Source organism: Pseudomonadota bacterium (genome assembly GCA_039815145.1).
GTDB lineage: Bacteria > Pseudomonadota > Gammaproteobacteria > Steroidobacterales > JBCBZW01 > JBCBZW01.
Genome location: JBCBZW010000074.1, coordinates 1 through 23,919, shown reverse-complemented (window position 1 = coordinate 23,919; position 23,919 = coordinate 1). Strand labels below are relative to the sequence as shown.

Genomic DNA, 23,919 nt, shown 5'->3' with positions numbered 1-23,919 from the left:
TGCTGCCGAAACCGGTGGCCGGCCACCTACCGTTGTTGATCACCGGCGCCAGCCAACAGGACGCCGATTGGCTCGCCCAGCATGGCGACGGCTGGATGACCTACCCGCGCCCGACGGCCCAGCAAGCGCGCTTCATCCATGAGTTGCGCGCACGAGCCACTCGGACCGCGGCCCCTGACAGGCCCGTCATGGAGCCCTTGTACATCGATCTGGCGGAGCACCCGGACGCCCCTGCCCAGCCCCTGCACCTCGGGTTCCGGCTCGGCATCAACGCGTTGCGAAGCTACCTCGAGTCGCGGCAGGCGATCGGGGTGAACCACGTCGCGCTCAACCTGCGCTTCAACCGACTCGACCCGCAGCACACCCTCGAACGACTGGCCGAGCACGTGCTCCCTGATTTCACGCACTGATGGAAACACCCATGAGCAAGACCATTCTCCTCACCGGCGCCACCGACGGTATCGGCTACGAGACCGCCAAGAAGCTGGCCGTCCAGGGCCACCTCCTGCTGCTGCACGGGCGCAGCGACGAGAAGCTCGAGCAGCTGCGCGCCTCGCTCTCCACCGGCGGCAAGGTGGAGACTTACCGGGCCGACCTCTCCCGCCTGAGCGAGGTGCGGGCCTTGGCCGACGCGATCGCGAGCAAACACGATCGGGTCGACGTCATCATCAACAATGCCGGTGTGTACAAGACGCGCCAGCCACTCACGCCCGAGGGCTTCGACACCCGCTTCATCGTCAATACGGTGGCCCCGTACGTGCTCTCCAAACAGCTTTTGCCGCTGGTGCCGTCCGACGGGCGCCTCATCAACCTCTCCTCCGCCGCGCAAGCGCCCGTCGATCTCGCGGCGCTCGCAGGCCAACGCACGCTCTCCGATGGCGAGGCCTACGCGCAGAGCAAGTTGGCCATCACGATGTGGTCCTTCCACCTGGCCCGCGAGCTCGCGGACGACGGCCCATCGGTGCTGGCCGTGAATCCCGGGTCACTGCTCGGCAGCAAGATGGTCAAGGAAGCCTTCGGTACGTCCGGCAAGGACATTGGCATCGGCGCGGACATTCTCGTGCGCACGGCCTTGAGCGATGAGTTCGCCGGCGTCACGGGCCGCTACTACGACAACGATCGCCGGGCCCTCGGCCACCCCCATCCGGACGCACACGATGCGACCAAGACCGAAGCCCTGGTCAACGCGATAGACAGCGTGATCGGCAAGCTCGACGGAATCGCAGACGCTTAACGCCGTTGGCTTACGGCACTCCACTCAGTGAGGACTTTCGAATGAAGTACGCAGGTTTTACCACCTTCAAGGCCGAGCACAAGGACGAGGGGATTCTGACCGTCACCTTCGACTTCGGCACCGTCAACGTGCAGGGCCAGGAGATGTTGGCCGACCTCAACAGCCTCGCCATGCGCCTGGAGCGCGATAGGGCCACCAAGGTGGTGGTCTTCGAGTCGGCGAACCCCGAGGTGTGGGTGTGTCACTACGACACTGAGCTGCTCAAGGACATGTCCTCGGAGGCGGTGTCGCGCGACGAGGCGCAGCTGCTCGACCTGCAGGCCGTGTGCGAACGCATCAGCAAGGTACCCCAGGCCACCATCGCCAAGCTCGAGGGCTTCGCCCGTGGCGGCGGACACGAACTCGCGCTGGCCTTGGACATGCGCTTCGCCGCGCGAGGCAAGTTCAAGTTCATGCAGATGGAGGTGGGCATGGGGATTCTGCCTTGTGGCGGCGGTGCCTCGCGCATGGCACGCCAGACCGGCCTCGGCAAGGCCCTGGAGATCATCCTGAGTGCCCGCGATTTCGATGCCGACGAGGCCGAAGCGCTCGGCACGATCAACAAGGCCCTGGCGCCCGAGGAGATCGGCCCCTACGTGGACACCCTCGCCAAGCGCATCGCGAAGTTCCCCGCCGAGTCCATCAACGCCTGCAAACAGATGGTGTACGAGTCGATCGACAAGCCGATCGATGAGGCACTCAAGGCCGAGGCCTATTGGCTCTATCAGGCCACCAGCAAGACGCCGGCCCTGAAGCGCTTCCGGATTGCGGATGAGCAGGGGCTGGAGCACGATATGGAGAACCAGCGCAACTGGAACGACCTCGTGATGCAGGTGCAGGATATCAACTAGGCTTGGGTGTCCAGGGGATAGGCGGCGCGCCCGCGCGCCTTCAGAACGACAGGAGGGCGTCGTGCTCGCAAAGGCAGTACTGCAGATAATCACGGTCGCGCTGCTGTGCGCGCCCGGCGCCTCATCGGCAGCACCGCCGCCGCGGGTGCTGCCGATCTCCGAGGTCGTGTTCCAGCCCTTGAATCCGGCGCGCGGTGAGGCGAGTCCGCAAGCCGGCGTGCTGTGGGGAGACATCCGCAACAACAAGTCGACCGGGGCGATCGTGCGGTTCAGGGACGGCTTCTCCTCACCGCCGCACATCCACAACATCACCTACCGCGCCGTGGTGATCGAGGGGGCTGTGCACAACGACGACCGCCAGGCGGAACCGATGTGGATGGGCCCCGGGTCCTTCTGGACCCAGCCCGCAGGCGAGCCTCACATCACCGCCGCCAAGCCGGGTCAACCTGCGATGATCGTCCTGGAGATCTTGCAGGGACCCTACCTGGTACGCCCGTCAGATCAAGCCTTCGACAACGGCGAGCGGCCCATCAACGTTGATGCTACGAACATCATTTGGTTGTCATCGCAGGACACGACTTGGGTGGAAGGCGCTGACGCGCAGATCGCGTTCCTCTGGGGGCGTCGCCAGGGCGATGGGAGGCACGGTGCCCTCCTGCGGCTGAGGTCGGGTACGTCAGGCCAGCTTCAGGGTGCCGGTGCTCCGCGGCACACGGTGGTGATTCGCGGACCGATCGAGTTCGGCGCGGCCGAGGGCGGTGGCCGCGCCGAGAAGCTGGAGGCGGGGAGCTACTTCAGCGCGAGCGGTTCTGATGAAGTGATCTCGTGCCTCAGCAACGCGGAGGCCGACTGCCTGGTGTATGTGAGCACCCGTGGGAGATACCGCTTCGCCACCGCCACGCCCTGACGTCAATCGCGAGGAGGTGGCAAGCGGTCGGTGTTGCCTGTGACCTCGCGTAGACTATGGGCCCATGGTGTACGAAAGGTGCGGTAATGATTGGTGCGTTAGGTAGCAAGCTGCGCGCGCGGAGAGTCCGGGGCGTGCTCTGGATGGTGGCAGCCATGCCGTTGATGCTCGCCCCGGTGCTGTTTGATGGAACTCGCCCCGCTACGGCAGGGGTGGGGATCGTCTTTCTGGTCCTCGGCTTGGCCACTCTCAGCCGAGAGCGTGGCGACGAGGAACGCTAACGGTTCTGCTCATCGCGTGGCTAAGGACGATCGCCTGTTCCGTGCAGCCGAGCACGAATGTCCGCAAACGCCTCGTCGACCAACAGCTCGCCGTCGCGAAACACCGGGCGCAGCATGTTCGGAAGCTGACCGAGCTCGCGCTCGCGAATCGTGCGGATCCCAGCCTCGTCGCTCACCAGGGCCAGGCGCCCGCGCTTGGAGCGCTTCGCTTCATCGGTCGCAGGGTCCTTGTACACATCCGACCACTCCCCATCGATCCGAATCGCCGACGCCTTCATGGCGAAGCGCAGGGTGTCGCGATTGACGTTCTGCAGGAGTTCGCCGCCCATCCCGAAGGCGATGTTCTCCGCGCTCAGGCGGTGGATCTTCATCACGGCAAGGATCTGGTGGATTTGGCGCGGGCTGATACCGTCCCCCTGGATCACGCGCACGTAGTCGGGCAGGACGTAGAAGCCCTTGCTGTTCTCCCTATAACCGAAGCGATCCATCAGGCGGCGGATCGTCTCGCAGACGATGTCCGCTGGGTCTCCGCTGTCCGGGCGGATGACCAGGGTACCGCCGTTGTTGATCACCCGTTCGCGTAGGGCGTCGCCCCACAGGTGTTCAATCGCGTGGAAGAGGTCGTAGGAGTCGCTCACCACGGCGACGACGTTGCCCTGGCCTGCGAAGCGGTCGAGCATGTTGCGGTAGGCGTCGACCTCGCGCTCACGCCCCCAGCAGGTGATGGTGGAGTGCTCGGCAGCGGGGATTGAAAACCCGGGCATGGTCGCCCCGTAGTAGCGGCGCAGGGCGGTGACGGCGCTGATCGTGTCCGTGCCCATGAAGCTCAGCAGGTGGGCGGCGCCGCCGAGCTCGGCGGACTCGCGCGAGCTCACCCCGCGGGCGCCGAAGTCGTGCAGTTTGAACTCTAAGCCCTCGAGGGAGTCGCCGGTTTCCGCCAGGGCCTCGGCGATGGTGGTGCGGCAGGCGAAGGAGCGGGTGGCGATGGTGGTGGGATACCACACGGCGCGCAGCATCGCCGTCTCCACGTAACTGGTGAGCCACGGGACGGCGGGGTCGGTGTTGCGCACCTGCACGAGCACGTTGGAGACGGGCAGGCGCGTGCCCTCCGGCACCGCTTCCACCTCGAGCGGCAGATGACCGCCGTGGCGATCGAGGATGTGTTCCCAGCCGGCCCGATTGAAGGGCACGCCGTGGGCCGACAGCAACTCGGCGGCCTCCTCGATGTGCTCGCGCGTGATGGGCTTGCACAGATAGTCCTTCAGGAATGCCTGCAGGCCGAAGAATACCGTTTGGTCGTACGTGCCGCCGCGGGACTCGATGTAGCTGGACACCACCTCGGCGCCGGGCGGGTACTGGAGGTAGTGGGACGTCTTGTAGGAGTCGACGTTGAGGATGGGGTTCGTGTTCACAGGAGCTCCTCCGGTGATGGGGGAACGCGGGTCTCTCCCTCGTTCCGTCAGGGGGTGATCAGGTGGCCTGACCGACCAGTGTTTGAATGATGAAGTAGTGATCCTCGTACATGCGGGCGGGGTCGAGGTCGGCGAGGGGCACCCAGAACGCCGAGCGTGCGTCGTCGCCTCCCTTCACCTTCGGCAGGGATTCTTCGGGCCTCAGGTGGACGTAGAACGCGTGGGTGACCGTGCGGCCGCGCGTGGAGCGGTAGGGGTCATCGAAGAGGTGATCGCTCACGATGGAGCCCGCCAGCACGGGCAGGGGCACCTTGATGTTGGTCTCCTCCTTGAGCTCGCGCAGCATCGACTCGCGGGTGGATTCGGTCGGCGAGATGAAGCCGCCGGGTAGCGCCCATTGGCCCTTGCCGGGCCGCGCGCGTCGTTCGACGAGCAGAATGTGCCCCGACTGCACGACCACCGCGTCCACCGTGAGGAACGTGGGTTCGTAGGGCGCCGAGCTCCAGCTAGCGCGGTAGCGCGCGATGAAGTCGTACTCGTCGCGAAGGGAGGCGAAGCTGTCGGTGCGCGTGTACTCGTTGAGGTAGCTCAGCACCGCTGGCGGCACGAGGGCCCCCGCGTTGTGCGCCACGGACGTTCGATGGTCTTCCCAGCGGCCCTTGTCCGAGCGAAAGATGGCCTCGCGCACGTCGCTGCTGTTCATGCCACCGGTGTTGGGTACGTCGACGGACGCCCACGTGGGGAACAGCTTCAGGTAGTACGAGGAGTGATCCTTGGCATGGCCGATCAAGCCGATACGCGGCTCGCGGTGGGGTTGGGCGTGGTGGGCGGTGACCAGGCCGTTCACACACTGCTGCACGTTGGCGATCCACAGGTCGTCGTTGTACATAGCGTCCATGATCGGTGCGATATGGACGCGGGCGTTGTCGTGCTCATCGAGGCTCGCGCGGATCATCCGCTCGCGCTCCGCGAAGGACCAGGGATTGCGGATGCACGCGGGGCGGTGCGCCGATCCCACCAGCACGATGACGTGGCGCGCCTGGCGCAGGGCGGTGTGCACCACCTGCTGGTGACCGTTGTGGAACGGCTGGAAGCGCCCGATGAAGACGAGAAAATCGAAGGTTGGCGTAGTCGTCACAGTAAGCTCCTTACTGCAGGCGGTATGGGTCTGTCCCCTGGCGCAGTAGTGTATATAGTACACTACTACCGAACGATGTCCACCCTCGAGGAGTTGTGGCCCTGGCGACTTACGACTACCCCCGTCCCGCAGTGACCGTCGATCTCGTGGCCTTTCGCGTCGCCGACGGGCAGCTGGAGCTGCAACTCATCCGGCGTTCGGAGGCCCCTTACCGCGACGCCTGGGCGCTGCCCGGTGCCTTCGTCCACGAGCGCGAACCCCTGAGGGCAACGGCCGCTCGCGTGCTCAGCGCCAAGTCCGCCCTGGCGGGCATACACCTCGAGCAGCTGGCCACCTTCGGCGACGACCCGAAGCGCGACCCGCGCGGCCACATCATCAGCGTGGCCTACCTGGCAATTCTCAATGAGCGTGCAAGCGACCAGGGCCGGGGCGAGTGGTTCGCGCCTGATGCCCTGCCGAAGCTTGCCTTCGACCACCGGCAGATCATCGACACGGCGGTGGAGCGACTGCGCAACGAGATCCGCCACACGCGGATCAGCCTCGCCTTCATGCCGGCCACCTTCACCATGACGGCGTTGCAGAACACCTGGGAGGCGGTGCTGGGGGAACCCCTGGACAAGCGTAACTTTCGCAAGTCGATGCGCCAGCACGACTGGCTGGTCGACACGGGAAAGAAATCGACCGGGGGCGCGCACCCGCCCGCCGCGCTGTACCGGGTGCGTGCGTGATCTGGAGCTGAGTCAACGACGCGCTCTGCGGCGCGCGTCACTCAACCGTTTCGATAGGTGTACGCGTAGCCGTTGATCGCCGGCGCGCCGCCCAGGTGCGCGTACAGGATCTTCGAGCCCGCCGGGAAGAACCCTTTGCGCACCAGATCGATCATCCCCTGCATCGACTTACCCTCGTACACGGGGTCGGTGATCATCGCCTCGGTACGCGCCGCCAGGCGCATCGCCTCGTTGGTCTCTTGGCTCGGCACGCCGTAGGCGGGGTAGGCGTAGTCGGGGTTGATGTGGACGTCGTCCTCGGTGATCTCCTTGCCGAGGGCGATGAGCTCGGCCGTGTCGCGGGCGATCTGCGTCACCTGGGCGCGGGTCTGCTCCAGGGTGCCCGAGGCGTCGATGCCGATGACGCGCTCGGCGCGATCGTCGGCCTTGAAGCCCACGATCATGCCCGCCTGAGTGGAGCCGGTGACGACGCAGACGATGATGTAGTCGAAGCGCAAGCCAAGGGTCTGCTCCTGCTCGCGCACTTCCTCGGCGAAGCCCACGAAGCCCAGGCCGCCGAACTTGTGTACGGAGGCACCGGCTGGAATCCCGTAGGGCTTTCCGCCCTCGGCGCGCACCTCCTCCATGGCCGTCTCCCAGCTGCGGCGGATGCCGATGTCGAAGCCGTCGTCGACGAGGCGCGAGTCCGCCCCCATGAGGCGCGTGAGCAGGATGTTGCCCACCCGGTCGTACACGGCGTCCTCGTGCGGTACCCACGCTTCCTGCACCACGCGACACTTCATGCCGATCTTGGCCGCCGTGGCGGCGACCAGGCGCGTGTGGTTGGACTGCACGCCGCCGATGGAGACCAAGGTGTCGGCGCCACTCGCGATGGCATCGGGCACGATGTACTCGAGCTTGCGCAGCTTGTTGCCGCCGAGGGCTAGCCCTGAGTTGCAGTCCTCGCGCTTGGCGTAGATTTCCACCTGGCCGCCGAGGGCCTCGGACAATCGAGGCAACGCTTCGATGGGCGTGGGGCCGAAGGTGAGGGGGTAGCGGTCGAAGTTGTCCAGTAGGCCCATCCGGCGCTCCTTGGCGTGTAGGTGGCAGGGATCAGGCGTGACGCTCGCCGCCCCGGTGGTATCGTAGCTTGCCCCTGGTGCCGCGCGCAGGCGCGCCGAACGCAGCCCGCCGCGGCGACCAGCACCATTCGATTCAACGCAAGGAATTCACGCCGTTGAGCACGCCAAGTATCCACCACGCCGGGCTGATCGCCGTCGCCAGCGGTGCGCTGCTGCTGATGGCGATCGCGTTGGCCGGGGAGGCCCCCATGCCCGAAGGACGACAACTGACCGAGGACGGTCGCCTCATCCCCCTCGACGACCAGACCCGCAAGATCGCCGACCTCGCGCGCAGCACGCTGGCCACGGAGCTGAGCGTGGACCCGGCCTCGATCGAGGTGGACACGGTGCAGGCCATGCAGTGGAGCGACACGAGCCTCGGCTGCCCCCAGCCAGGCTTCGGCTACGGCCAGGTGATCACGCCGGGCTACCGCGTAGCCCTGCGCGTGGACGGGGCGGAGCACTTCGTGCACACCAACACCACCACGCGGGGCGTGGTGTGCGAGCAGAAGACGCCGCCACCGCCCCGAGGCAGTGCGAACGACTGAGCGCCAGGGAGGCGACATGCCCAAGATCGATATCGAGCAGGTGCCCGCAAGCGTCGGCACCACCTACCCGACGCCCTACGACGTGCCCTGCCTCCAGCGCCACAAGCGCCATCTCTCCAACGCGGCGGGGCTCACGCAGTTCGGCGTGGTGCTGGTGACGCTGCCCCCGGGCGCCTGGTCTGCCCAGCGCCATTGGCACACGCACGAGGATGAGTTCGTGTGGGTGTTGAGCGGAGAACTCGTGCTGTCCACCGAGGATGGTCGCGAAACCCTGCGTGCCGGCGACTGTGCGGGCTTCAAGGGCGGCGTGGCGAACGGTCACCACCTGGTGAACGAGAGCGATAGCGACGCCCAGTTTCTCGTGGTGGGCTCACGCATGGATGAGGATGGGGCCGAATACCCGGACGCCGATCTGCGCGCCCTGCCCGGACGCTACAGCGGCGGTGGTGGTTACTCCACCAAGGCGGGCGAGCGCCTGAAGTAGGGGTGAGCGCAGCCTAGGCGTCGAGGAGCAGATCGAAGCCGCCGAAGATCATGCGGCGGCCGTCGTAGGGCAGCTCCAGGGCTGCCATCTCGGGATCCTCACCTACCTTCTCCCACGCCGCGTCGCGAACGGCCTTCGACGGCCACTCGATCCAGGAGAACACCACGGTTTCGTCGGCCTCGCGCATCACGGCCGAACAGAGCGAGTTGACCTTTCCTTCGGGCACGTCGTCGCCCCAGGTGTTCACCACGCGCGAGGCGCCTCGCACTGCGACACGCCGGGGGGCGGCTTCGATCACGATACGCCTGCGAGCCACCCACGTCTCGCCGGGAGCAAACGCCAGCGCCTCGGACTCCTGAGTGGACGAAGCCGTCGAAACGCTCAGGAGAGACCTATGAAGCAAGCTATGTTGATCACCGTCGCGCTGTTCGTCGCGCCCTCGCTGGCCCAAGCCGATTGCCCGCAAGGCGGGTCGACCGTCTCAGAGGGGCAGGGCCGTACGCCCGCCGTGGCCGAAGCCGAATGCACGGGCGGCTTGCAGGCGAACGCCAGCGCCACCTGCGGGAGTTGCACCGTGCTGTGGATCAGTCAGCAGATCGATCACTTCCGCGGCTTCGGCGGCGGCTACAAGATGGAGTGCTCGGGCACCTTCGCCTGCGAGTCGCAGGGCCACCAAGCGCCGACGCCACTGCTTCAGCCTTAGGATCAGGTCACGCGGCCCCGGCGAACCTCGCTACGCGCAGGCCCCCACGTCGATGACCAGTTTTCCGACGTGCCGCTTGGCAGCGAACGCCGTCTGGGCGGCCGCGATCTCCTCCAGGGGGAACACTTCGGCGACAAGCGGGGCGATGCGTCCCGCTTCTATCTGTGCGACGAGCGAGGCGAACACTCCCTCGCTCAGGACGGTGCAGCCGAAGAGCTGGAGGTCCTTCAGGTAGACCGTTCTGAGGTCTAGCTCAACATGAGGCCCGGCGATCGCCCCTGCTACCGCATACCGGCCGAAGGGCCTTAGCACGTCCAGGAGCGCGGGCCAGCGCGGGCCACCGACCAAGTCGATAATCACATCTGCCGAGTCTTTGGCGAGCACTTCCGTCAGGTTCGCGTCGCGAGGGATGACGCGATCTGCGCCAAGGCGTGTTAGCCCCTGGGACTTGTCGGGAGCTGCCACCGCCATCACGCGCGCCCCCCTCGCCTTGGCGATCTGCACGGCAGCCGATCCGACGCCCCCGGACGCGCCGGTGATCAGCACGGCATCGTCCTCGCCAACGGCTGTTCGATGCAGCATGTTCAGTGCCGTCGAGTAGGAACACGGGAAGGAGGCCAGCTCGACGCTGCTCAGCGCGCTATCGATGGGGTATGCATGGCGGGCGGCCACGGTGGTGTACTGCGCAAAGCCGCCGTCGCACTCAGAGCCGCAGTACCAGGGACGCAGGAGTTCCTCGCCATGCGCTTCGCGCAGGCACGGTTCGACAAGCACCCGCCTTCGCAGCAGTGATGGATCGACATCGCTGCCGATCGCGACGATCTCGCCACACACGTCTGCGCCCTGGATGCGCGGGAACGCGATCGAATCGCCGGACCAGCTGGCATCGTCGGCGCAGTCCCCGCCCTTCGAGTACCAGCCGAGGCGCGTGTTCAGGTCCGTGTTGTTGACGCCGGCTGCGGCGACTCGAATCAGCACGTCCCGTGCGCCCGGCACGGGCACCGGGACATCCTCGCGATAGACGAGCTGGTCGAGACCGCCGTGGCCGACGAGCTGGACCGCTTTCATCCGTGCGTCGTGGTCGCTCAAGGGCGTCAAATGCCAGAAAGCGGTGGGGGCAGGAGGCGCAGTCCCGGTTGCCACTGCTCCTCGGCGCGATGTTCGATAGTCCAGCCGGCCGGATGCTCATCCGTGCGGCGCATGCGGTAAGCGAGATCGTTGGGGGAGCTGATGCGCAGGGTGATGTCCCGATCGAGGGCCAGGAACTGGGCGAGGATCGGCCGCACGATGGTGCCGTGAGAGACCACCAGGAGGCTCGTCGCCGGGTGCTCCTTCAGTCGTTGCACCAGCGGCGCGGTTCGCGCGAACAGCTGGTCGTAGTCCTCGCCGCCGGGCGGCAGCCAGGCCCAGGGATCCGAGTTCTTTTGCGCGGCCAGCTCCGGAGCCTTGTCGGCGATCTCCTTCAGGCTCCAGCCCTCGTACTCCCCCATGCAGCGCTCGGCCAGAGCCTCGTCGAAGGTCACGGGGAGTCCGAGGTCCTCGGTGGCTAGGGCCACGGTGGCTTGCACACGGCCCAGCGGGCTTGCGATCACCGCCTCCGGCGGGTCGGCCTGCAGCCACCGGCGGTGCGCTTGTGCTTGCGTACGTCCGAGCGGCGTGAGCGGCGAGTCGCCACGCCCCTGCAGACGGCGTTGCACGTTCCACTCGGTTTGCCCGTGGCGGACGAAGTAGATGGTGTCGCTCAACTCGGTGATGTCCTTCGGAGAGTCAGTCGCCCGTCCCGCGCGATCGCTCGAGGCTGGGGCGTGTTCCGTTCCAGGTGTTGACCCACCAGTTCGTCCGCGCGGCGTCGGGCGTTTTCCCGGCGGCGTTCGCCGTCCCATCCCGAGTAGGCCACCATGCCCGCGAGCCACACGGTGAGCACGACGAACAGCGGCCACCAGCGCCGCTTGCGCAGGCCGAGGAAAAGCGAATACAGGAACAACACGGTGACCCCCACGGAGAACACCGTGCCCAGCACCAGTAGCCACCAGTAGTCCTGTTCCACACCGCTCTCCCTGGCCAACGCGGTGTGCGATGATCGCACGGCGGCAAGTGAAATCGCGAGATGTGGGTGCGGGAGATGCTTGAGGACGTTCAGGGAACGAGCGCTGCCAAGGTGCGGGTGCTGCTGGCCGGCGCAAGCGGCTACATCGGCGCCCGCGTTGCCAAGACCTTGAGCGCGGACGGCCACGAGGTGCTCGCGCTTTTTCGGGACACCTCAGCGCCCGCGCGCGTCGCGCCGGGTGTCACCGTCTGCCAGGCAGACCCCCTCGACCCGCAAGCGTTGCAGACGGCCCTGGCCGGCCAGCGGGTAGATGCCGTGATCTCCTGCATCGCCTCGCGCAACGGGGCCCCCAAAGACGCCTGGGCCGTGGACCACGACGCCAACGTCAACCTGCTCACCGCAGCCAAGGCCGCCGGCGCCCAGCACTTCGTCCTGCTCTCCGCCATCTGTGTGCAAAAGCCGCGCTTGGCCTTCCAACACGCCAAGCTCGCCTTCGAGGCGACCCTGCGCGAGAGCGGCATGCGTTACTCCATCGTGCGGCCGACCGCCTACTTCAAGTCCCTCGCCGGGCAGGTCGCGCGGGTGCAGGCCGGCAAGCCGTTCCTGGTGTTTGGACATGGCACCGAAACGTCCTGTAAGCCCATCGGTGAGCAAGACCTCGCACGCTATCTGGTCGATTGCCTGACGCTGCCCGAGCGCGCGAATCGCGTGTTGCCCATCGGCGGACCGGGGCCGGCGATCACGCCCCGCGAGCAGGGCGCTCTGCTGTGCGAACTTGCAGGGCAGCCCGTGCAGGTTCGCAGCGTGTCGCCGAAGTTGTTCGATGCGGTGCTCGCCGTGCTCGGCCCCCTGTCGCGGGTGATCCCGCCGCTGGCGGCGAAGGCCGAGTTCGCGCGTATCGGCCGCTACTACGCCACCGAGTCCATGCTCCATTGGGACGCCGCGCGCGAGGTCTACGATGCCGAGCAGACCCCCAGTACGGGGGCGCAGACCCTGCGCGACTTCTACACCCGGGTGCTCACCGAGGGCCTCGAGGATCAGGCCCTGGGCGAGCACAAGCTCTTTTAAGGCTGCGGTCGAGCCCGTACCATGGCCCGGCCCATGAGCGATGACCTCCGTATCAGCTACCGCTTTCGCCTGCCTCGCCAAGAGAAAGCGGCGGAGGTGGTGTTGCAGTTCGAACCCGAGCACTTCGAGATGCGCCTGCCGCCGAGCGACACGCCGCCGGCCCCCTGGACCGATCTCACCTTCAACCAATGCCCCAACTGCCCCCTCGCCGCCGATGAGGTGAGCGCTTGCCCCGCGGCCGCGCGCCTGGCCAGCATCGTGCCCCAGTTCGAGCAGGTGGTGTCCTACGACGAGCTCTTCGTGGAGGTGGAGACGCCCGAGCGCCGGGTGGTGGCGACCACGTCCGTGCAACAGGCCCTAAGCTCCCTCATCGGCTTGGTGATGGCCTCGAGCGGCTGCCCGCGTACGCGCTTCTTCCGCCTCATGGCGCGCTTTCATCTGCCCCTGGCGACAGAAGAGGAGACGACCTTTCGCGTGCTCGGCACCTACGCCCTGCAAGCGGTGGTCGCCGGCGAGGGCGCGGAGGCAGCTCCCCTCGACGTGGCCGGGCTGTTCGAGCTGTACCGTGAGCTGCGCGTGGTGAACCAGGCCATGACCCGCCGCTTGTCCGCCGCCGTGAAGGCGGACTCCACGCTCAACGCCGTGGTCATTCTCGACATCTTCGCCATGGCCGTGCCCGCGGCCATCGAGGACGCCTTCGGCCCCTTGCGCTCCCTGCTGTAGGTCGCGAGCGCACCTTCCGTCGCGGTACTCGGCGCGCTCGGCCGTGCGCAGGTGGATCTGCGCGACCCGTTCCTCCAACTTTTTCGCCGTCTGTCAGCGCCCATTGGTGTCTGGCTCCCTGGCGCGGTCGCGCCACTACCGGGTGAACGCAATGACCCTCGAGGATGCTTCGCGCTGGCTCTCGGACTGGCGCTTCCTGGCGCTGGCCGGGGGGCTCGCGTGCATCGGGCTGCTCCTGTGGCGAGGCCGAGCTCGCCGCGGGGAGCGCGCCACCGAAGAGGGCGCAGGTGCCTACAACTCAACGGATCGGTTCTTCCACGAATTCGCCTTCTCGGGGCCGGCGATGCTCCGCGGCCTCGCCCGCGTCGACGACACCCTCCACGGCAGCGCGATCGAGGCCATGCCGCCACCGCGCCCCGTGTTCATTACCTCCCTGGCGCGCGCGGGCACTACGGCCCTGCTGAACGCCTTCGACGCCATCCCCAGTACGGCGATGCACCGCTACCGCCACATGCCCTTCCTCGCAGCGCCGATGCTGTGGCGGCAGATGAACGCCTATGGAAATCGCCAGGTGGCACGCCGCGAGCGGGCCCACGGCGACGGTCTGGAGATCGACCTCGACACGCCCGAGGCCTTCGACGAAGTGTTCTGGCAACTCCACTGGCCCCACCACTACGACGAGGCGGGCATTCGCCTGTGGGGTGAAGGCGACTTCAACGAGGAGGCGAGCGCTTTCTTCGATCGTCACCTGCGCAAGATCGCGCTGATCGACGGCGGGGGCGATCGCACAGCCCGCTACTGCTCCAAGAACAACGCCAACATCGCCCGCCTCGCCCTGCTGCCGCGTATGTTCCCCGAGGGCGAGATCATCGTGCCCCTGCGCCGGCCGGGGCCCCACGCCGCTTCCCTCCATCGCCAGCATCGCAACTTCCTCGAACAGCACCGACACGATGCGTTCACCAAGCGGTACATGCGCGATATCGGGCACCTCGAGTTCGGCGAGTTGCATCGCCCCCTGCGCTTCCCGGGCATGGACGCCGGCGTGCCGCACGGGCCGGACCACGCCGACTATTGGCTGCACTACTGGATCGCCACCTTCAGCGCCGTGCGCGAGCATGCAACGCGCTGCCACTTCGTGTTGCAGGACGACCTGCGAGCGGCGCCTGAGTCGACGATGGGTGCCTTGTGTGAGGCGATTGCGTTGCCGCTCGCCGGCACGGCCGTGCGCCAGTACTTTCGCGACACCCCGGATGCGGAGCCCGTCGATCCCTTCGACCCCGCCCTCAAGGCTCAGGCCGACGCACTCTACGAGCAACTCGCGTCCTTCAGCATTTTGAAGAGCGCCTAGGGCGAGCGCTGGCAGGCGGCCATCGGTGATCCGACGGCGCCGATAGTTCGCCATGGGCACTTAACGCGAGCGTTATTCGAGCGGCGACCCTTCGAGGCGAAGCCCTGGGGCGTTCGTATCTCCGGGACCTGCGCGGTTTGTGGTTATGCGTTTGTCACGGCGCTGGTTTACTGTGGCGACAGTTCAATCGCACGGATGCTAAGCACCATGGGTCGCGTCGCCTCATCAGGTGGCCCGCTAGCCGCGGCTGCCACAGGAAAGAACCTATTTCACCTCAGTGCGTTAGGGATACTCGCGCTGGCACCTTGGGGCGGCGCTAACGCCGCCACCCCAGCGCCGTCCACCCAAGCGTGGCAAGCGCCTGCGGCTCAGGCGCCGTCGCGGATTCGTCCCGAGACCCTCGCCGCCGCCTTTGCCCTCGCCGCCGAGTGCGGCGATGCACTCCTCGACGAGGGGGAAGCCTGCGACGACGGCAACCGCGTGGACGGCGACGGCTGCTCGTCCTTCTGCGAGGTGGAGGAGGGCTTCACCTGTACCCTACCGGGCGACCCGCAGCCCCTCGACGCCGTGCTCGATGGCAGCGTGGAGCTCGACGACTCGCCCTGGACCTTCGGCTCTGAGCGCTTCGGCAGCTCGCGCTGCAGCCTGGACACCTGCGGCTACACCTTCGGCACCGGCGCGGCGAGCGGCGAGCACTGGATCTGGCTCGGCGGCGCCGGCGGCGGACCGGATCTCACCTTCGCCGAGCAGTCCGTGGTGATCCCGCCCGAGGCCAGCGAACTCACCTTCGCCTTCGAGGCCATCCGCTGCGACAGCGACCAGGACGTGGTGCGCGTCACCCTCGACGGGCAGGAACTGTTCAGCGTGGACGGCGGATCACCCCTGTGCGGCACCTTCGGCTACTCCGCCCAGGCCGTCGACATCAGCGCCTTCGCGGATGGCGCCGCCCATCTGCTGCGCTTCGAAGCGAACACCGTGGCCCTCAACACGATGGCCTCGACGTTCTTCGTCGACGACGTCGCCATCACCTCCGGCAGCGGCGAGCCCGTGCCCAGCCAATGCTCGCCCACGCCCGCGGAGTGCTTGAACGAGTCCTTCACCGGTCTCGGTGGGGATCTGGCGGCGGCGGGTTGGAGCACCTTCTCGAGCGTCGGCGCCAACGAGTTGGCCTGGCAAGCCAGCGACAGCGCCGCGTGCGGCGGCAACGGCTGGACCGGTGGCAACGTCACGGGCGGCGAGGGCGATGCGGCCTGCGTCGATGCCAACCAGGGGCGCGTCAGCAACGTGAGCAGCTGGCTGTGCTCCCCGGCCATCAACCTGCGCACGGCCACCGCGCCGACCCTCGAGTTCCGCGTGAACGCGCAGGGGACTCCGCCCAGGAAGTCGGAGCTGTTCGGTGTGTACGCGGGCAATGTCGCGCCGAGCCCCGAGACCATCGACGGCTACGCGCAGGCGCTCTCGGAGGAGCTGAACATAGGGGCCTTCTCGGCCCTCCCGGGCGCGGTGCGTACCGTGGATCTCACGCCATTGGCCGGTGTGCGCACCGCCTACGTCTGCTTGCGCTTCGCCGGTGACGACGAGTGGTACGCCCAGGTGGACGACGTTCGCGTCAGCGCCGTGGGCTGCGGCGCGGAGGAGAGCGACCTGGACAACGACGGGTTGGTCAACTCCCTCGATAACTGCATCACCGTGCCGAACGGCCCCGACAGGCCCGACGCGGGCGGTCAGGTGCAGTTCGATGCCGATTCCGACGGCTTTGGCAACGCCTGCGACGCCGACTTCGACAACGACTGCTTCGTCGGCGAGGTGGACCTGAACCTGATGATCGCCGGCTTCATGACCACCACGCCCCTGCTCGATCTCGATGGCAGTGGCTTGGTGGACGGTCGCGACATCTCTCGCCTGCTACGCCAAGCGGGCCGCCCACCCGGGCCCAGTGGCCTGGCGACGTGCACCCGCGCCGCCGCTGGCGGTGCGCCCATTCTCATGCGCAAGGCGGAGGACTAGATCATGGAACGCAACCTGACCACCGCCAACGCGCGCGTGCTGGCCGCCTGCCTGCTCAGCCTGGCAGCCACTGCAGCCTTCGCCCAAACCGCTCCCGAGCCGCTGTTCACCTTCGGCGGCTCCGTGGAGGACGATCCCCTGCTGTTCGGTTTCCCCACGGGCATCGCCGTGGACGATGAGACCGGCGACATCTACGTGGTGGACCGCAACTTCGAGCGCGCCCGGCGCTACGACGAGAACGGCAACTTCATCCTCGAGTTCCCCTGTAAGGGCTGCTTAGGGGTGGAGGTGAATCCGGTCACGCGCCGCGTGTACGTGGGCCGAGTGGACTTTGAGACCGTCGAAGAGTGGACCACCGAGGGCGAGTTCGTGCGCAGCTGGGGCAGCGCCGGCACGGGCGATGGGGAGTTCAACGACCCGCGCAACCTCGCCATCGACCCCGAGACCAACGACATCTACGTGTTCGACGCCAAGAACGCCCGCATCCAGGTGTTCGACCAGAACGCCAACTACCTGCGCCAGTTCGGCGAGCAGGGCGATGACCCCGGCCAGTTCCGCGGCGGCAGCGGCCCCTACTCGATCGCCTTCGATCCCTTTAGTCGCACGATCGTGGCCACGGATCCCCAGGTGAACCAGATCCATCGCTTCGACCTCGAGGGCAATGTGGTCGGCTTCTGGGACGTCACGCGCTCCTTCGGCCGCGGCGAGACGCGCTGGATACGCGACGTGGAGATCGACATCAACGGCGACGTCATGATCGCCGACTCGGACAACGAGCGCATCCAGTCCTTCACCTCGGAAGGCGAGGTCTCCGCGCTCTTCCGCGGCCCCCACGACACGGTGGTCGGGTCGTTCCACCCGCGCTCCGTGGCGGTGAACCGCGTGACGGGCAAGCGCTACGTCATGGCCGCCTACGCCCACCGCGTGGACGTATTCTCGGCCGACAACGAGTACGAGTTCTCCTTCGGCGGTCGCGAGGACTTCGGGCTCACGCTCAGCACCCCAGGGTTCCTCGCCGTGCTGCCTGGCAGCGGCGATCTGGTGGTGGTGGATGAGAAGAACTTCCTCATGAAGCGCTTCACCGGCGATGGGGAATTCGTCTCCCAATGGGGCACGTCCTCACGCATCGCGGCGACCCACGATCGGGCCAACCAGCCGATCATGCCCTTCGACGCCAGCGCCATCGCCGTGGACGTGGAGGGCAACCTCTACCACGCGAGTTCCTTCACCTTCTACAGCGACGTCGGCCGCAAGTTCGTGCAGAAGATGAACCCGGACACGGGCACGCTGGTGGACACCTGGTTCGAACCCGACGACGGCAACAACGACCGCACGGGCGTGGCCGTGGACGATGTGAACGGCCGCGTGTTCATCTCGGAGCCGCGGGTGACGCGCGTGGGCGTTTACGATCCCGAAGGAAACCTGCTCGATTCGATCGCCATCGAGGGCGCTACCGGCCTGGCCTACGGGGAGGATGGGCTCTACGTGGCGAGCCGTGATTGCCAGTGCATTCGGCGCTACACGCCTGAGCTCGAGTTCGACCTGGAGATCGGCGGGCCCGGGGACGAGCCGGGGCAGTTCGCCTTCGAGGAGTTGAGTCAGATCGCCCTCGATCCGGAAGGGGTGTTGTACGTGGCGGATTCGGCCAACGACCGGCTGCAGGGCTTCGATCGAGACGGCACGTTCCTGTGGGCCTACGGCGAGCGCGGCGGCAACTTCGGCCAGTTCAGGACGCCGCGGGGGATTGCGGTGAGTCCGGCGGCGGATCGGCTGTACGTGACAGATGCGGGGAATGAGCGGATCTATGCGTTCGCCTTGGGGCGGCGTGGAGGGCTTTGAACTCAATGCCGATCGGTTGGGCGTGACCCAGGCTCCGTGCGGCCTCTTTGAGCGCGGGTGAGGATTGCGCCCGTTGGTCGGTCTAGGTCGCTCTGGTCTCTGATTCAAGACGACCGGAGTGGGGGCCACTTTCGATTGACTAACTCCGTGGGATAGCCGGAAACGTGGGATCGTCTTTGGCGGCCCCGCCATTTCTCCGCAAACCTACCAGATAGATTCGTGAGCTAACGCAATAGATCACTCTAGGGTGGATGAACCTCGGTTCATTGCTCACGGATGTGATCCCCATGCCCCTCACTTGCCTCGCTCGTCTCAGGTACGCACTGCTCGCCTGGGCCCTGATCCCCGTCCTCGTTCACGCGGAAGAACTCGTCGGCTCCGTCGGCGGAACGTTCAGCGTCGATCACAGCGGTGTGGCGCACTACGCCATTCCCATCTTCTCCGTTCCTGGCGCCGGTGGCGTTCGTCCGTCTATCGGACTCGCCTACGCGAGCGGTGCGACACGAGGGTGGGCCGGCGAGGGTTGGGGGCTCACGGGATTCTCATCCATCGAGAGGTGCCCGAAGACGCTCGCGCAGGATGAGGAGATCGCCGCGGTGGACTACACCCAGGGCGATCGCTTCTGTCTGGGCGGTGCGCGGCTGGTGCTGGTGTCAGGTGTCTACGGCGCCGCCAACTCGACCTACCGCACGGAGGTGGATCAGTTTCTGCGCATCACGGCGCGCGCCGATGGCGCTCAGGTACCCGCGTACTTCGAGGTGGAGCGTCGCGATGGCAGTCGGGTGACCTACGGTGGTGAGGCAACCACGCGCATCGAAGTCCAGGGAACCGGTGCCGTGGGACCGGTGCGAAGCTGGCTGATCGATACGGTGGAGGACGCCTTCGGTAACCGTATCCAGTACCGCTACACCGAGGACAATGCGTCGGGTGAGGTGTATCCACGCCGCGTCGATTGGGGAGATGAGGTCATCCCCAACGGTGATGCCTCAGAGCTCCGCTACCGACTGCATTTCGTGTGGGGGGATCGGCCGACGTCAGATCGCTGGGTCGCGTACCGTGGTGGCGCGAAGAGCACCATCTCGAAGCGTCTGAGGTCGATTCGCAGCCAGTGGCACAACGGCGCCAGCTACCAGTTCACGCGTATCTACAAGCTCGCCTATGAGGCGATCACGGCAGAGGATTCCGGCCGCAGCCGCCTCGCCTCGGTGCAAGTGTGCAACGATTTCGGGGCGGACTGCATGCCCGTCACGCGCTTTCAGTGGCAGCGCGGTGCAGAGGGTTGGCCGAGTGTCGGTGCGAGTTCCCAAGGGCTCGCCAATCAGGTCGGCACCACGCGCGTCGGCGATATCAACAACGATGGTCGCCAAGATATCTTGATCGCTGGCGATGGCCCCTCGCCGACGTGGAGTGTGATGATCTCCTACGGGAGCGCCTTGATCGAGAACTCCACCTCGATCAGCGCCGTCAACGCCGCGGACTCCTACCTCATCGACTACAACGGCGACGCCGCGATGGATCTCATGGTCCCCGAGGGGACCTGGAAGGTGTATCTGGCCGACGGCAACCTGGGACTCACCCCAGTGCCGATCGATACGGGCATCGCAGCTGAGGGCCTTGCCCTCGGTGTTCGCGTCGCAGACTTCAACGGCGATGGCCTGGACGATTTGTTGTACGGCTTGGATGACGGGCTCTATCTCAGGTATCGAGATCCCGACGCCACGTTCACCGCCGCCGAGTTCATCAGCGGCCAGTTCCTGGTCGACGACACGGCCTCCTACTACACCCATTTGCGCGACGCGAGGTTGATCGATTTCGACGGTGACGGTCGGAACGATCTGATCCTGCGGACCAGCGTGCTGCCGGTGCCTGACGTGCCCACGTGGACCACGCCAGGCGGGTGCCACGACTTCACCGTTGACCTGCATTGGTCTCCGGCCCGCGGCGTGGCGTGGGATGTCGAAGTGCGTGAGCTCGGTGGCGACTGGTCGACGTTGCTTCAGGACCATCCCGACTTCTCGTACACCCACAACGCAGGCCTTGGCACCTTCGATTACCAGGTCCGGGCCAAGAACGAGATCGGCGTGGCCGGCGGCTGGAGCGTGCCGCCCCTCTCCATCTTCACGGAAGCGGACGGGTGCGGAGGCGATGGACCGCCGGTAGCCCCGGGCCCCAAGACGCCGGTGAGCGGTGACTGGACCGTGCTGCGCTACGTCGGTGAACCGAACGGGAGCGCCTTCGAGCCCATGCTCACGCTCAGTGACATCGATAACCCCTTGCCCATCGACCTGAACGGCGATGGGTTGACCGACCTCGCCTACGGACGAGCGGGTGAGTGGCATACGCGTCTGAGCACAGGCACGTCCCTCACGGCGGAGATCAACGCCGACTTCTCGAGCGCCCTGTCCGCCAACGCCTACGTCGCCGATGCGGACCGTGACGGTCGCGAGGACATCGTGTACTACGCTCGCGGCAACAACATGATCAACTTCGTGTCGCTGAGGTCCGATGGCGAGAGCCTCGCCACGCAACACGATGAGTTCAGCGTCGAGGATATCCTCAACTACGACGACCCTGGTCGCATCCGTATCTTCGACGGCAACGGCGACGGCTACCGCGACATCGCCTACTACGACTCGACGTCCTCGCAGTGGACGGTGCACACCCACACCTCCGACCCCGCAGATCTGCTCGTGCGCATCACCGACGGCTTCTCCAAACCCGGCGGCGGGGACGGGAATGAGGTGCTCATCACCTACGAACCGCTGCCTGATGTGCCGGGCTACTTCTCGGACGACGCCAGCTTCCCCTCCGAGCGCAATTACTGCGGACCGATGCGTCTTGTCACCACCGTCACGCGTAACGACGGCATCGGTGGCGACTACACCCAAACCTACTCCTACAGCGGCGGCAAGTTGAGTACGGTGGGCCGTGGGTTCTTGGGTTTTGATTTCCATCAGGTACGCGACACCCGTGATGTGCCCGACGTTTGGGCGGTCTATCGACAGGACTTTCCCTATATCGGACTACCCGTAGAGCAGGGGCTCTCGCAGAAGCTCGGCAGCAAGCGTATCGAGCGGGTACTCACCACGTACGCCAGTGTTCCGCTGGAGCACCCAGGTGGCACGAGCTACATGGTGTGGCGGCGCAAGCAGGAGACCGAACGCTACGAGGTGGGCGGTCCGCGAAACGGATTCCAGGTGACCGATACGGTCGTCGAGATCCAGGAGGCGGACATCAACACCGATCCGAATGGCTTCGGTGAGATTCGCCGAAGCACGATGACCGTCGATCCGGTCTTTGCGGGCGATGAACACACCACGGTCATCGAGACCGCGTTCCAGTCCCAATCGGATGATCCCTGCCTGTTGCCCGACCGCATCGCCATCACGCGCTCGTCGGTAGGGGTTAGCGACACCCGCGTTTCCCAAGCGATGGAGGTGAATTGGGAGACCTGCCAGGTGGTCGAGTTCCACGAGAACGTCGACAACGGACCCGAGGTGCGCAAGACGCGGTTCGAGCGGGATGCCTTTGGCAACGTCGTCCGCCAGGAGGTGTGGGGCGGCGATGGTGGCGAGCAGTCCAACGGCCCTCGCCGCGTCACGGCGATCGAGTACGACGACCACGGTCAGTTTCCTCGCAAGATCATCGATGACCCGTCGGGCGTCTCGCTCGTGCGTGAGATGGAGTGGGACTACGCGCTCGGCGTGTTGAGCAGGTTGCGCAACTACGCCGGACTGTGGACGGAACTTCGCTACGACAGTTTCGGCCGCCAGATCCATGCGATCGCTCCCGATGGCTCCTACGTCAGCACGGTCTACGACTGGTGTGGCGCTGCGAACGGCAACCCTTACGCGTGCCGGGAGTCAGGCGTCGCGTTAACCCGGCAAACGCGCTTCTCTCCAAACTTCCCTACCGGGACCCCGGAAGTGGATGTCCAAATGGTCTCCGACACCTTCGGACGGGTCGTCGGTGAGTACTCGAACCAGGGGGGTGAGCAGACCAAGTACCCAGGCGTCGTCTTCCGCTACGACGCCCGCGGCGATCTCGTGCAGCGTTCCGCGCGCACCGCGCTCAACAACACACCATCGCATTGGTTCGACGCCGAGTACGACCTGATTCGGCGCGTCGTTCGCAGCACCCGACCGGTCGACCAGTACGGCCGCCGCGCCGAGAGTACGGTGCAGTACGAGGAGGATGAGGTGCTCGTCACCGATGGGATCGGCGCTCAGCGACGGATGACGTTGGACGCGCTCGGCCGCATTCGATCGGTCACAGATCCCGATCCTCGCACGGGCCTCCTCTCGACCGCCGGCACGACCTACTACACCTACACTCCCTTCAGCGAACTCGAGTCCATCACGGACCCGCTTGGAAACACCACGCGCTTCTCCTACGACGGTCTCGGTCACAACCGCACGTTGGACGATCCAAACTCAGGCAGCTGGGTGTTCGACTACAACGTCTTCGGCCAAGTGACCCGGCAGGTCTCGCCCAACAACCACAGCGCGAGCTTCACCTACGACGACGCCGGGCGCCTGACCTACCGCGAGCATCCGGACTTCTGGACCCGCTGGCAGTACGACACGGCCGCCGGCGCAGGCGGTGGTCAGATCCATACGATCTCCTACGAACCCACACCAGGCTTGGTGGAGACGGAGACGTACGCCTACGACCCCCTCGGGCGCCAGGTATCGCTGACGAGCGCCGCCATGGGCACGGGCACGTCCTTTACCTACGACGAGTATTCGCGCCTACGGTCGATCACCTACCCATCCGCTGACGGCGAGACCCCGTACTCGGTGACCTACGCCTACGACCCGCGCGGGCGCGTGGAGCGTGTCGACGACAGCCTCGGTGTACGGGTATTCGAGATAGGTGACCGCTGGCCCTTCGACTTCAGCGGCAAACTCGGCAGCTTCTCCTTGGGCAATGGTGTGACCACCACCTTCGACTTCGACGACGTCTCGGGTGTCCAGGTCGTATCCAAGAGCACGGATCGAAACGGCGTCCTGGTCCAGCGGGAACGCGCGAATGTGTGGGACAACAACCTGAATTTGGTTGAGCGAAAAGACACGCAGTACGACGGCAGACGCAACGTCTTCGACGTTGCTGAGTATGACTATCTGGATCGCCTCGTCTCGGTGGCCACAAGGCGCGGAGGTAACGCCCTCGATACGGTCGAGATCGACTACGACGCGATCGGCAATATTCAGCGCAAGTCTGATGTGGGCACCTACGAGTACGAATCTGGCAGCCCTTCGCGACTCAGCGCTGTGGTGAGCGGTCCACGCACCTTGAGTTTCGACTACGACGACAACGGCAATGTGGTCGTGAAGGACGAGGGAGCCAACTCCCCAGTGCGCACAGGCACCAGCTGGACCTCCTTCGATCAGCCTAGTCAGATCACCCGCGATGCAGACGTGACGACGTTCGGCTACAACGCCGATCTCGAGCCACTCCAG

At 66.1% G+C, this 23,919-nt stretch carries 21 protein-coding genes; 14 read left to right on the top strand and 7 right to left on the bottom strand.

Annotated features, from left to right (window positions below; all coding sequences use genetic code 11):
* The 4 genes from AAF184_16670 to AAF184_16655 all read left to right on the top strand — a co-directional run.
* A partial coding sequence (locus AAF184_16670; GenBank protein MEO0423974.1) for an LLM class flavin-dependent oxidoreductase occupies window positions 1-410 on the top strand: 410 nt, incomplete at its 5' end.
* 11 nt (window positions 411-421) lie between these two features.
* Window positions 422-1,234 carry an SDR family NAD(P)-dependent oxidoreductase gene (locus AAF184_16665; GenBank protein MEO0423973.1) on the top strand — a complete coding sequence of 271 codons (813 nt, stop codon included), beginning with the start codon at window positions 422-424 and terminating at the stop codon, window positions 1,232-1,234.
* 41 nt (window positions 1,235-1,275) lie between these two features.
* Window positions 1,276-2,124 (top strand): enoyl-CoA hydratase/isomerase family protein, encoded by an 849-nt coding sequence (locus AAF184_16660; protein MEO0423972.1) that lies wholly within the window; start codon window positions 1,276-1,278, stop codon window positions 2,122-2,124.
* Between the two features lie 61 nt (window positions 2,125-2,185).
* A complete protein-coding gene (locus tag AAF184_16655) occupies window positions 2,186-3,031 on the top strand; it encodes a DUF4437 domain-containing protein (protein MEO0423971.1) in 846 nt (281 codons plus the stop codon).
* A gap of 301 nt (window positions 3,032-3,332) precedes the next feature.
* On the opposite strand, the gene AAF184_16650 is transcribed toward AAF184_16655, so the two are convergent.
* Window positions 3,333-4,724, bottom strand: a complete 1,392-nt coding sequence (locus tag AAF184_16650) for a nicotinate phosphoribosyltransferase (GenBank protein MEO0423970.1) — start codon at window positions 4,722-4,724, stop codon at window positions 3,333-3,335.
* Between the two features lie 58 nt (window positions 4,725-4,782).
* Window positions 4,783-5,862: a bifunctional nicotinamide-nucleotide adenylyltransferase/Nudix hydroxylase gene (locus tag AAF184_16645; GenBank protein MEO0423969.1), complete on the bottom strand. Its 1,080-nt coding sequence runs from the start codon at window positions 5,860-5,862 to the stop codon at window positions 4,783-4,785.
* Window positions 5,863-5,957: 95 nt separating this feature from the next.
* On the opposite strand from AAF184_16645, the gene AAF184_16640 reads away from it, so the two are divergent.
* Complete coding sequence (locus AAF184_16640; protein ID MEO0423968.1) at window positions 5,958-6,590, top strand: NUDIX domain-containing protein; 633 nt, start codon at window positions 5,958-5,960, stop codon at window positions 6,588-6,590.
* A 41-nt stretch (window positions 6,591-6,631) separates the two neighbouring features.
* On the opposite strand, the gene AAF184_16635 is transcribed toward AAF184_16640, so the two are convergent.
* A complete protein-coding gene (locus AAF184_16635) occupies window positions 6,632-7,651 on the bottom strand; it encodes a 1-aminocyclopropane-1-carboxylate deaminase (protein MEO0423967.1) in 1,020 nt (339 codons plus the stop codon).
* Window positions 7,652-7,806: 155 nt separating this feature from the next.
* On the opposite strand from AAF184_16635, the gene AAF184_16630 reads away from it, so the two are divergent.
* The gene (locus tag AAF184_16630) at window positions 7,807-8,238 is read left to right on the top strand and encodes a hypothetical protein (GenBank protein ID MEO0423966.1); all 432 of its coding nucleotides are present in this window, start codon (window positions 7,807-7,809) and stop codon (window positions 8,236-8,238) included.
* Window positions 8,239-8,254: 16 nt separating this feature from the next.
* Window positions 8,255-8,722, top strand: a complete 468-nt coding sequence (locus AAF184_16625) for a cupin domain-containing protein (GenBank protein ID MEO0423965.1) — start codon at window positions 8,255-8,257, stop codon at window positions 8,720-8,722.
* A 13-nt stretch (window positions 8,723-8,735) separates the two neighbouring features.
* Here the strand turns inward: AAF184_16625 and AAF184_16620 are convergent, their stop codons facing one another.
* Window positions 8,736-9,038, bottom strand: coding sequence for a DUF1428 domain-containing protein (locus AAF184_16620; GenBank protein ID MEO0423964.1), 303 nt, complete (start codon window positions 9,036-9,038; stop codon window positions 8,736-8,738).
* Window positions 9,039-9,116: 78 nt separating this feature from the next.
* Between AAF184_16620 and AAF184_16615 the strand changes: the two genes are divergently transcribed.
* Window positions 9,117-9,425, top strand: a complete 309-nt coding sequence (locus AAF184_16615; GenBank protein ID MEO0423963.1) for a hypothetical protein — start codon at window positions 9,117-9,119, stop codon at window positions 9,423-9,425.
* Window positions 9,426-9,455: 30 nt separating this feature from the next.
* Here the strand turns inward: AAF184_16615 and AAF184_16610 are convergent, their stop codons facing one another.
* From AAF184_16610 to AAF184_16600, 3 genes are read right to left on the bottom strand one after another with little or no spacing between them, the layout of a single operon-like run.
* The gene (locus AAF184_16610) at window positions 9,456-10,493 is read right to left on the bottom strand and encodes an alcohol dehydrogenase family protein (GenBank protein MEO0423962.1); all 1,038 of its coding nucleotides are present in this window, start codon (window positions 10,491-10,493) and stop codon (window positions 9,456-9,458) included.
* Between the two features lie 26 nt (window positions 10,494-10,519).
* Complete coding sequence (locus AAF184_16605; protein MEO0423961.1) at window positions 10,520-11,170, bottom strand: histidine phosphatase family protein; 651 nt, start codon at window positions 11,168-11,170, stop codon at window positions 10,520-10,522.
* Window positions 11,167-11,472 carry a hypothetical protein gene (locus AAF184_16600; protein ID MEO0423960.1) on the bottom strand — a complete coding sequence of 102 codons (306 nt, stop codon included), beginning with the start codon at window positions 11,470-11,472 and terminating at the stop codon, window positions 11,167-11,169. Before AAF184_16600 ends, AAF184_16605 begins: the two co-directional genes overlap by 4 nt.
* Before the next feature lie 75 nt (window positions 11,473-11,547).
* Between AAF184_16600 and AAF184_16595 the strand changes: the two genes are divergently transcribed.
* The 6 genes from AAF184_16595 to AAF184_16570 form a co-directional block, all read left to right on the top strand.
* Window positions 11,548-12,540: an NAD(P)H-binding protein gene (locus AAF184_16595; protein ID MEO0423959.1), complete on the top strand. Its 993-nt coding sequence runs from the start codon at window positions 11,548-11,550 to the stop codon at window positions 12,538-12,540.
* Between the two features lie 33 nt (window positions 12,541-12,573).
* Window positions 12,574-13,263 (top strand): hypothetical protein, encoded by a 690-nt coding sequence (locus AAF184_16590; GenBank protein MEO0423958.1) that lies wholly within the window; start codon window positions 12,574-12,576, stop codon window positions 13,261-13,263.
* A gap of 151 nt (window positions 13,264-13,414) precedes the next feature.
* Window positions 13,415-14,611: a sulfotransferase gene (locus AAF184_16585; GenBank protein MEO0423957.1), complete on the top strand. Its 1,197-nt coding sequence runs from the start codon at window positions 13,415-13,417 to the stop codon at window positions 14,609-14,611.
* Between the two features lie 207 nt (window positions 14,612-14,818).
* A complete protein-coding gene (locus AAF184_16580) occupies window positions 14,819-16,618 on the top strand; it encodes a choice-of-anchor J domain-containing protein (GenBank protein MEO0423956.1) in 1,800 nt (599 codons plus the stop codon).
* A gap of 3 nt (window positions 16,619-16,621) precedes the next feature.
* A complete protein-coding gene (locus tag AAF184_16575; GenBank protein ID MEO0423955.1) occupies window positions 16,622-18,457 on the top strand; it encodes an NHL repeat-containing protein in 1,836 nt (611 codons plus the stop codon).
* Between the two features lie 287 nt (window positions 18,458-18,744).
* Window positions 18,745-23,919, top strand: a 5,175-nt coding sequence (locus AAF184_16570; protein MEO0423954.1) for an FG-GAP-like repeat-containing protein, incomplete at its 3' end; no start/stop codon positions are given.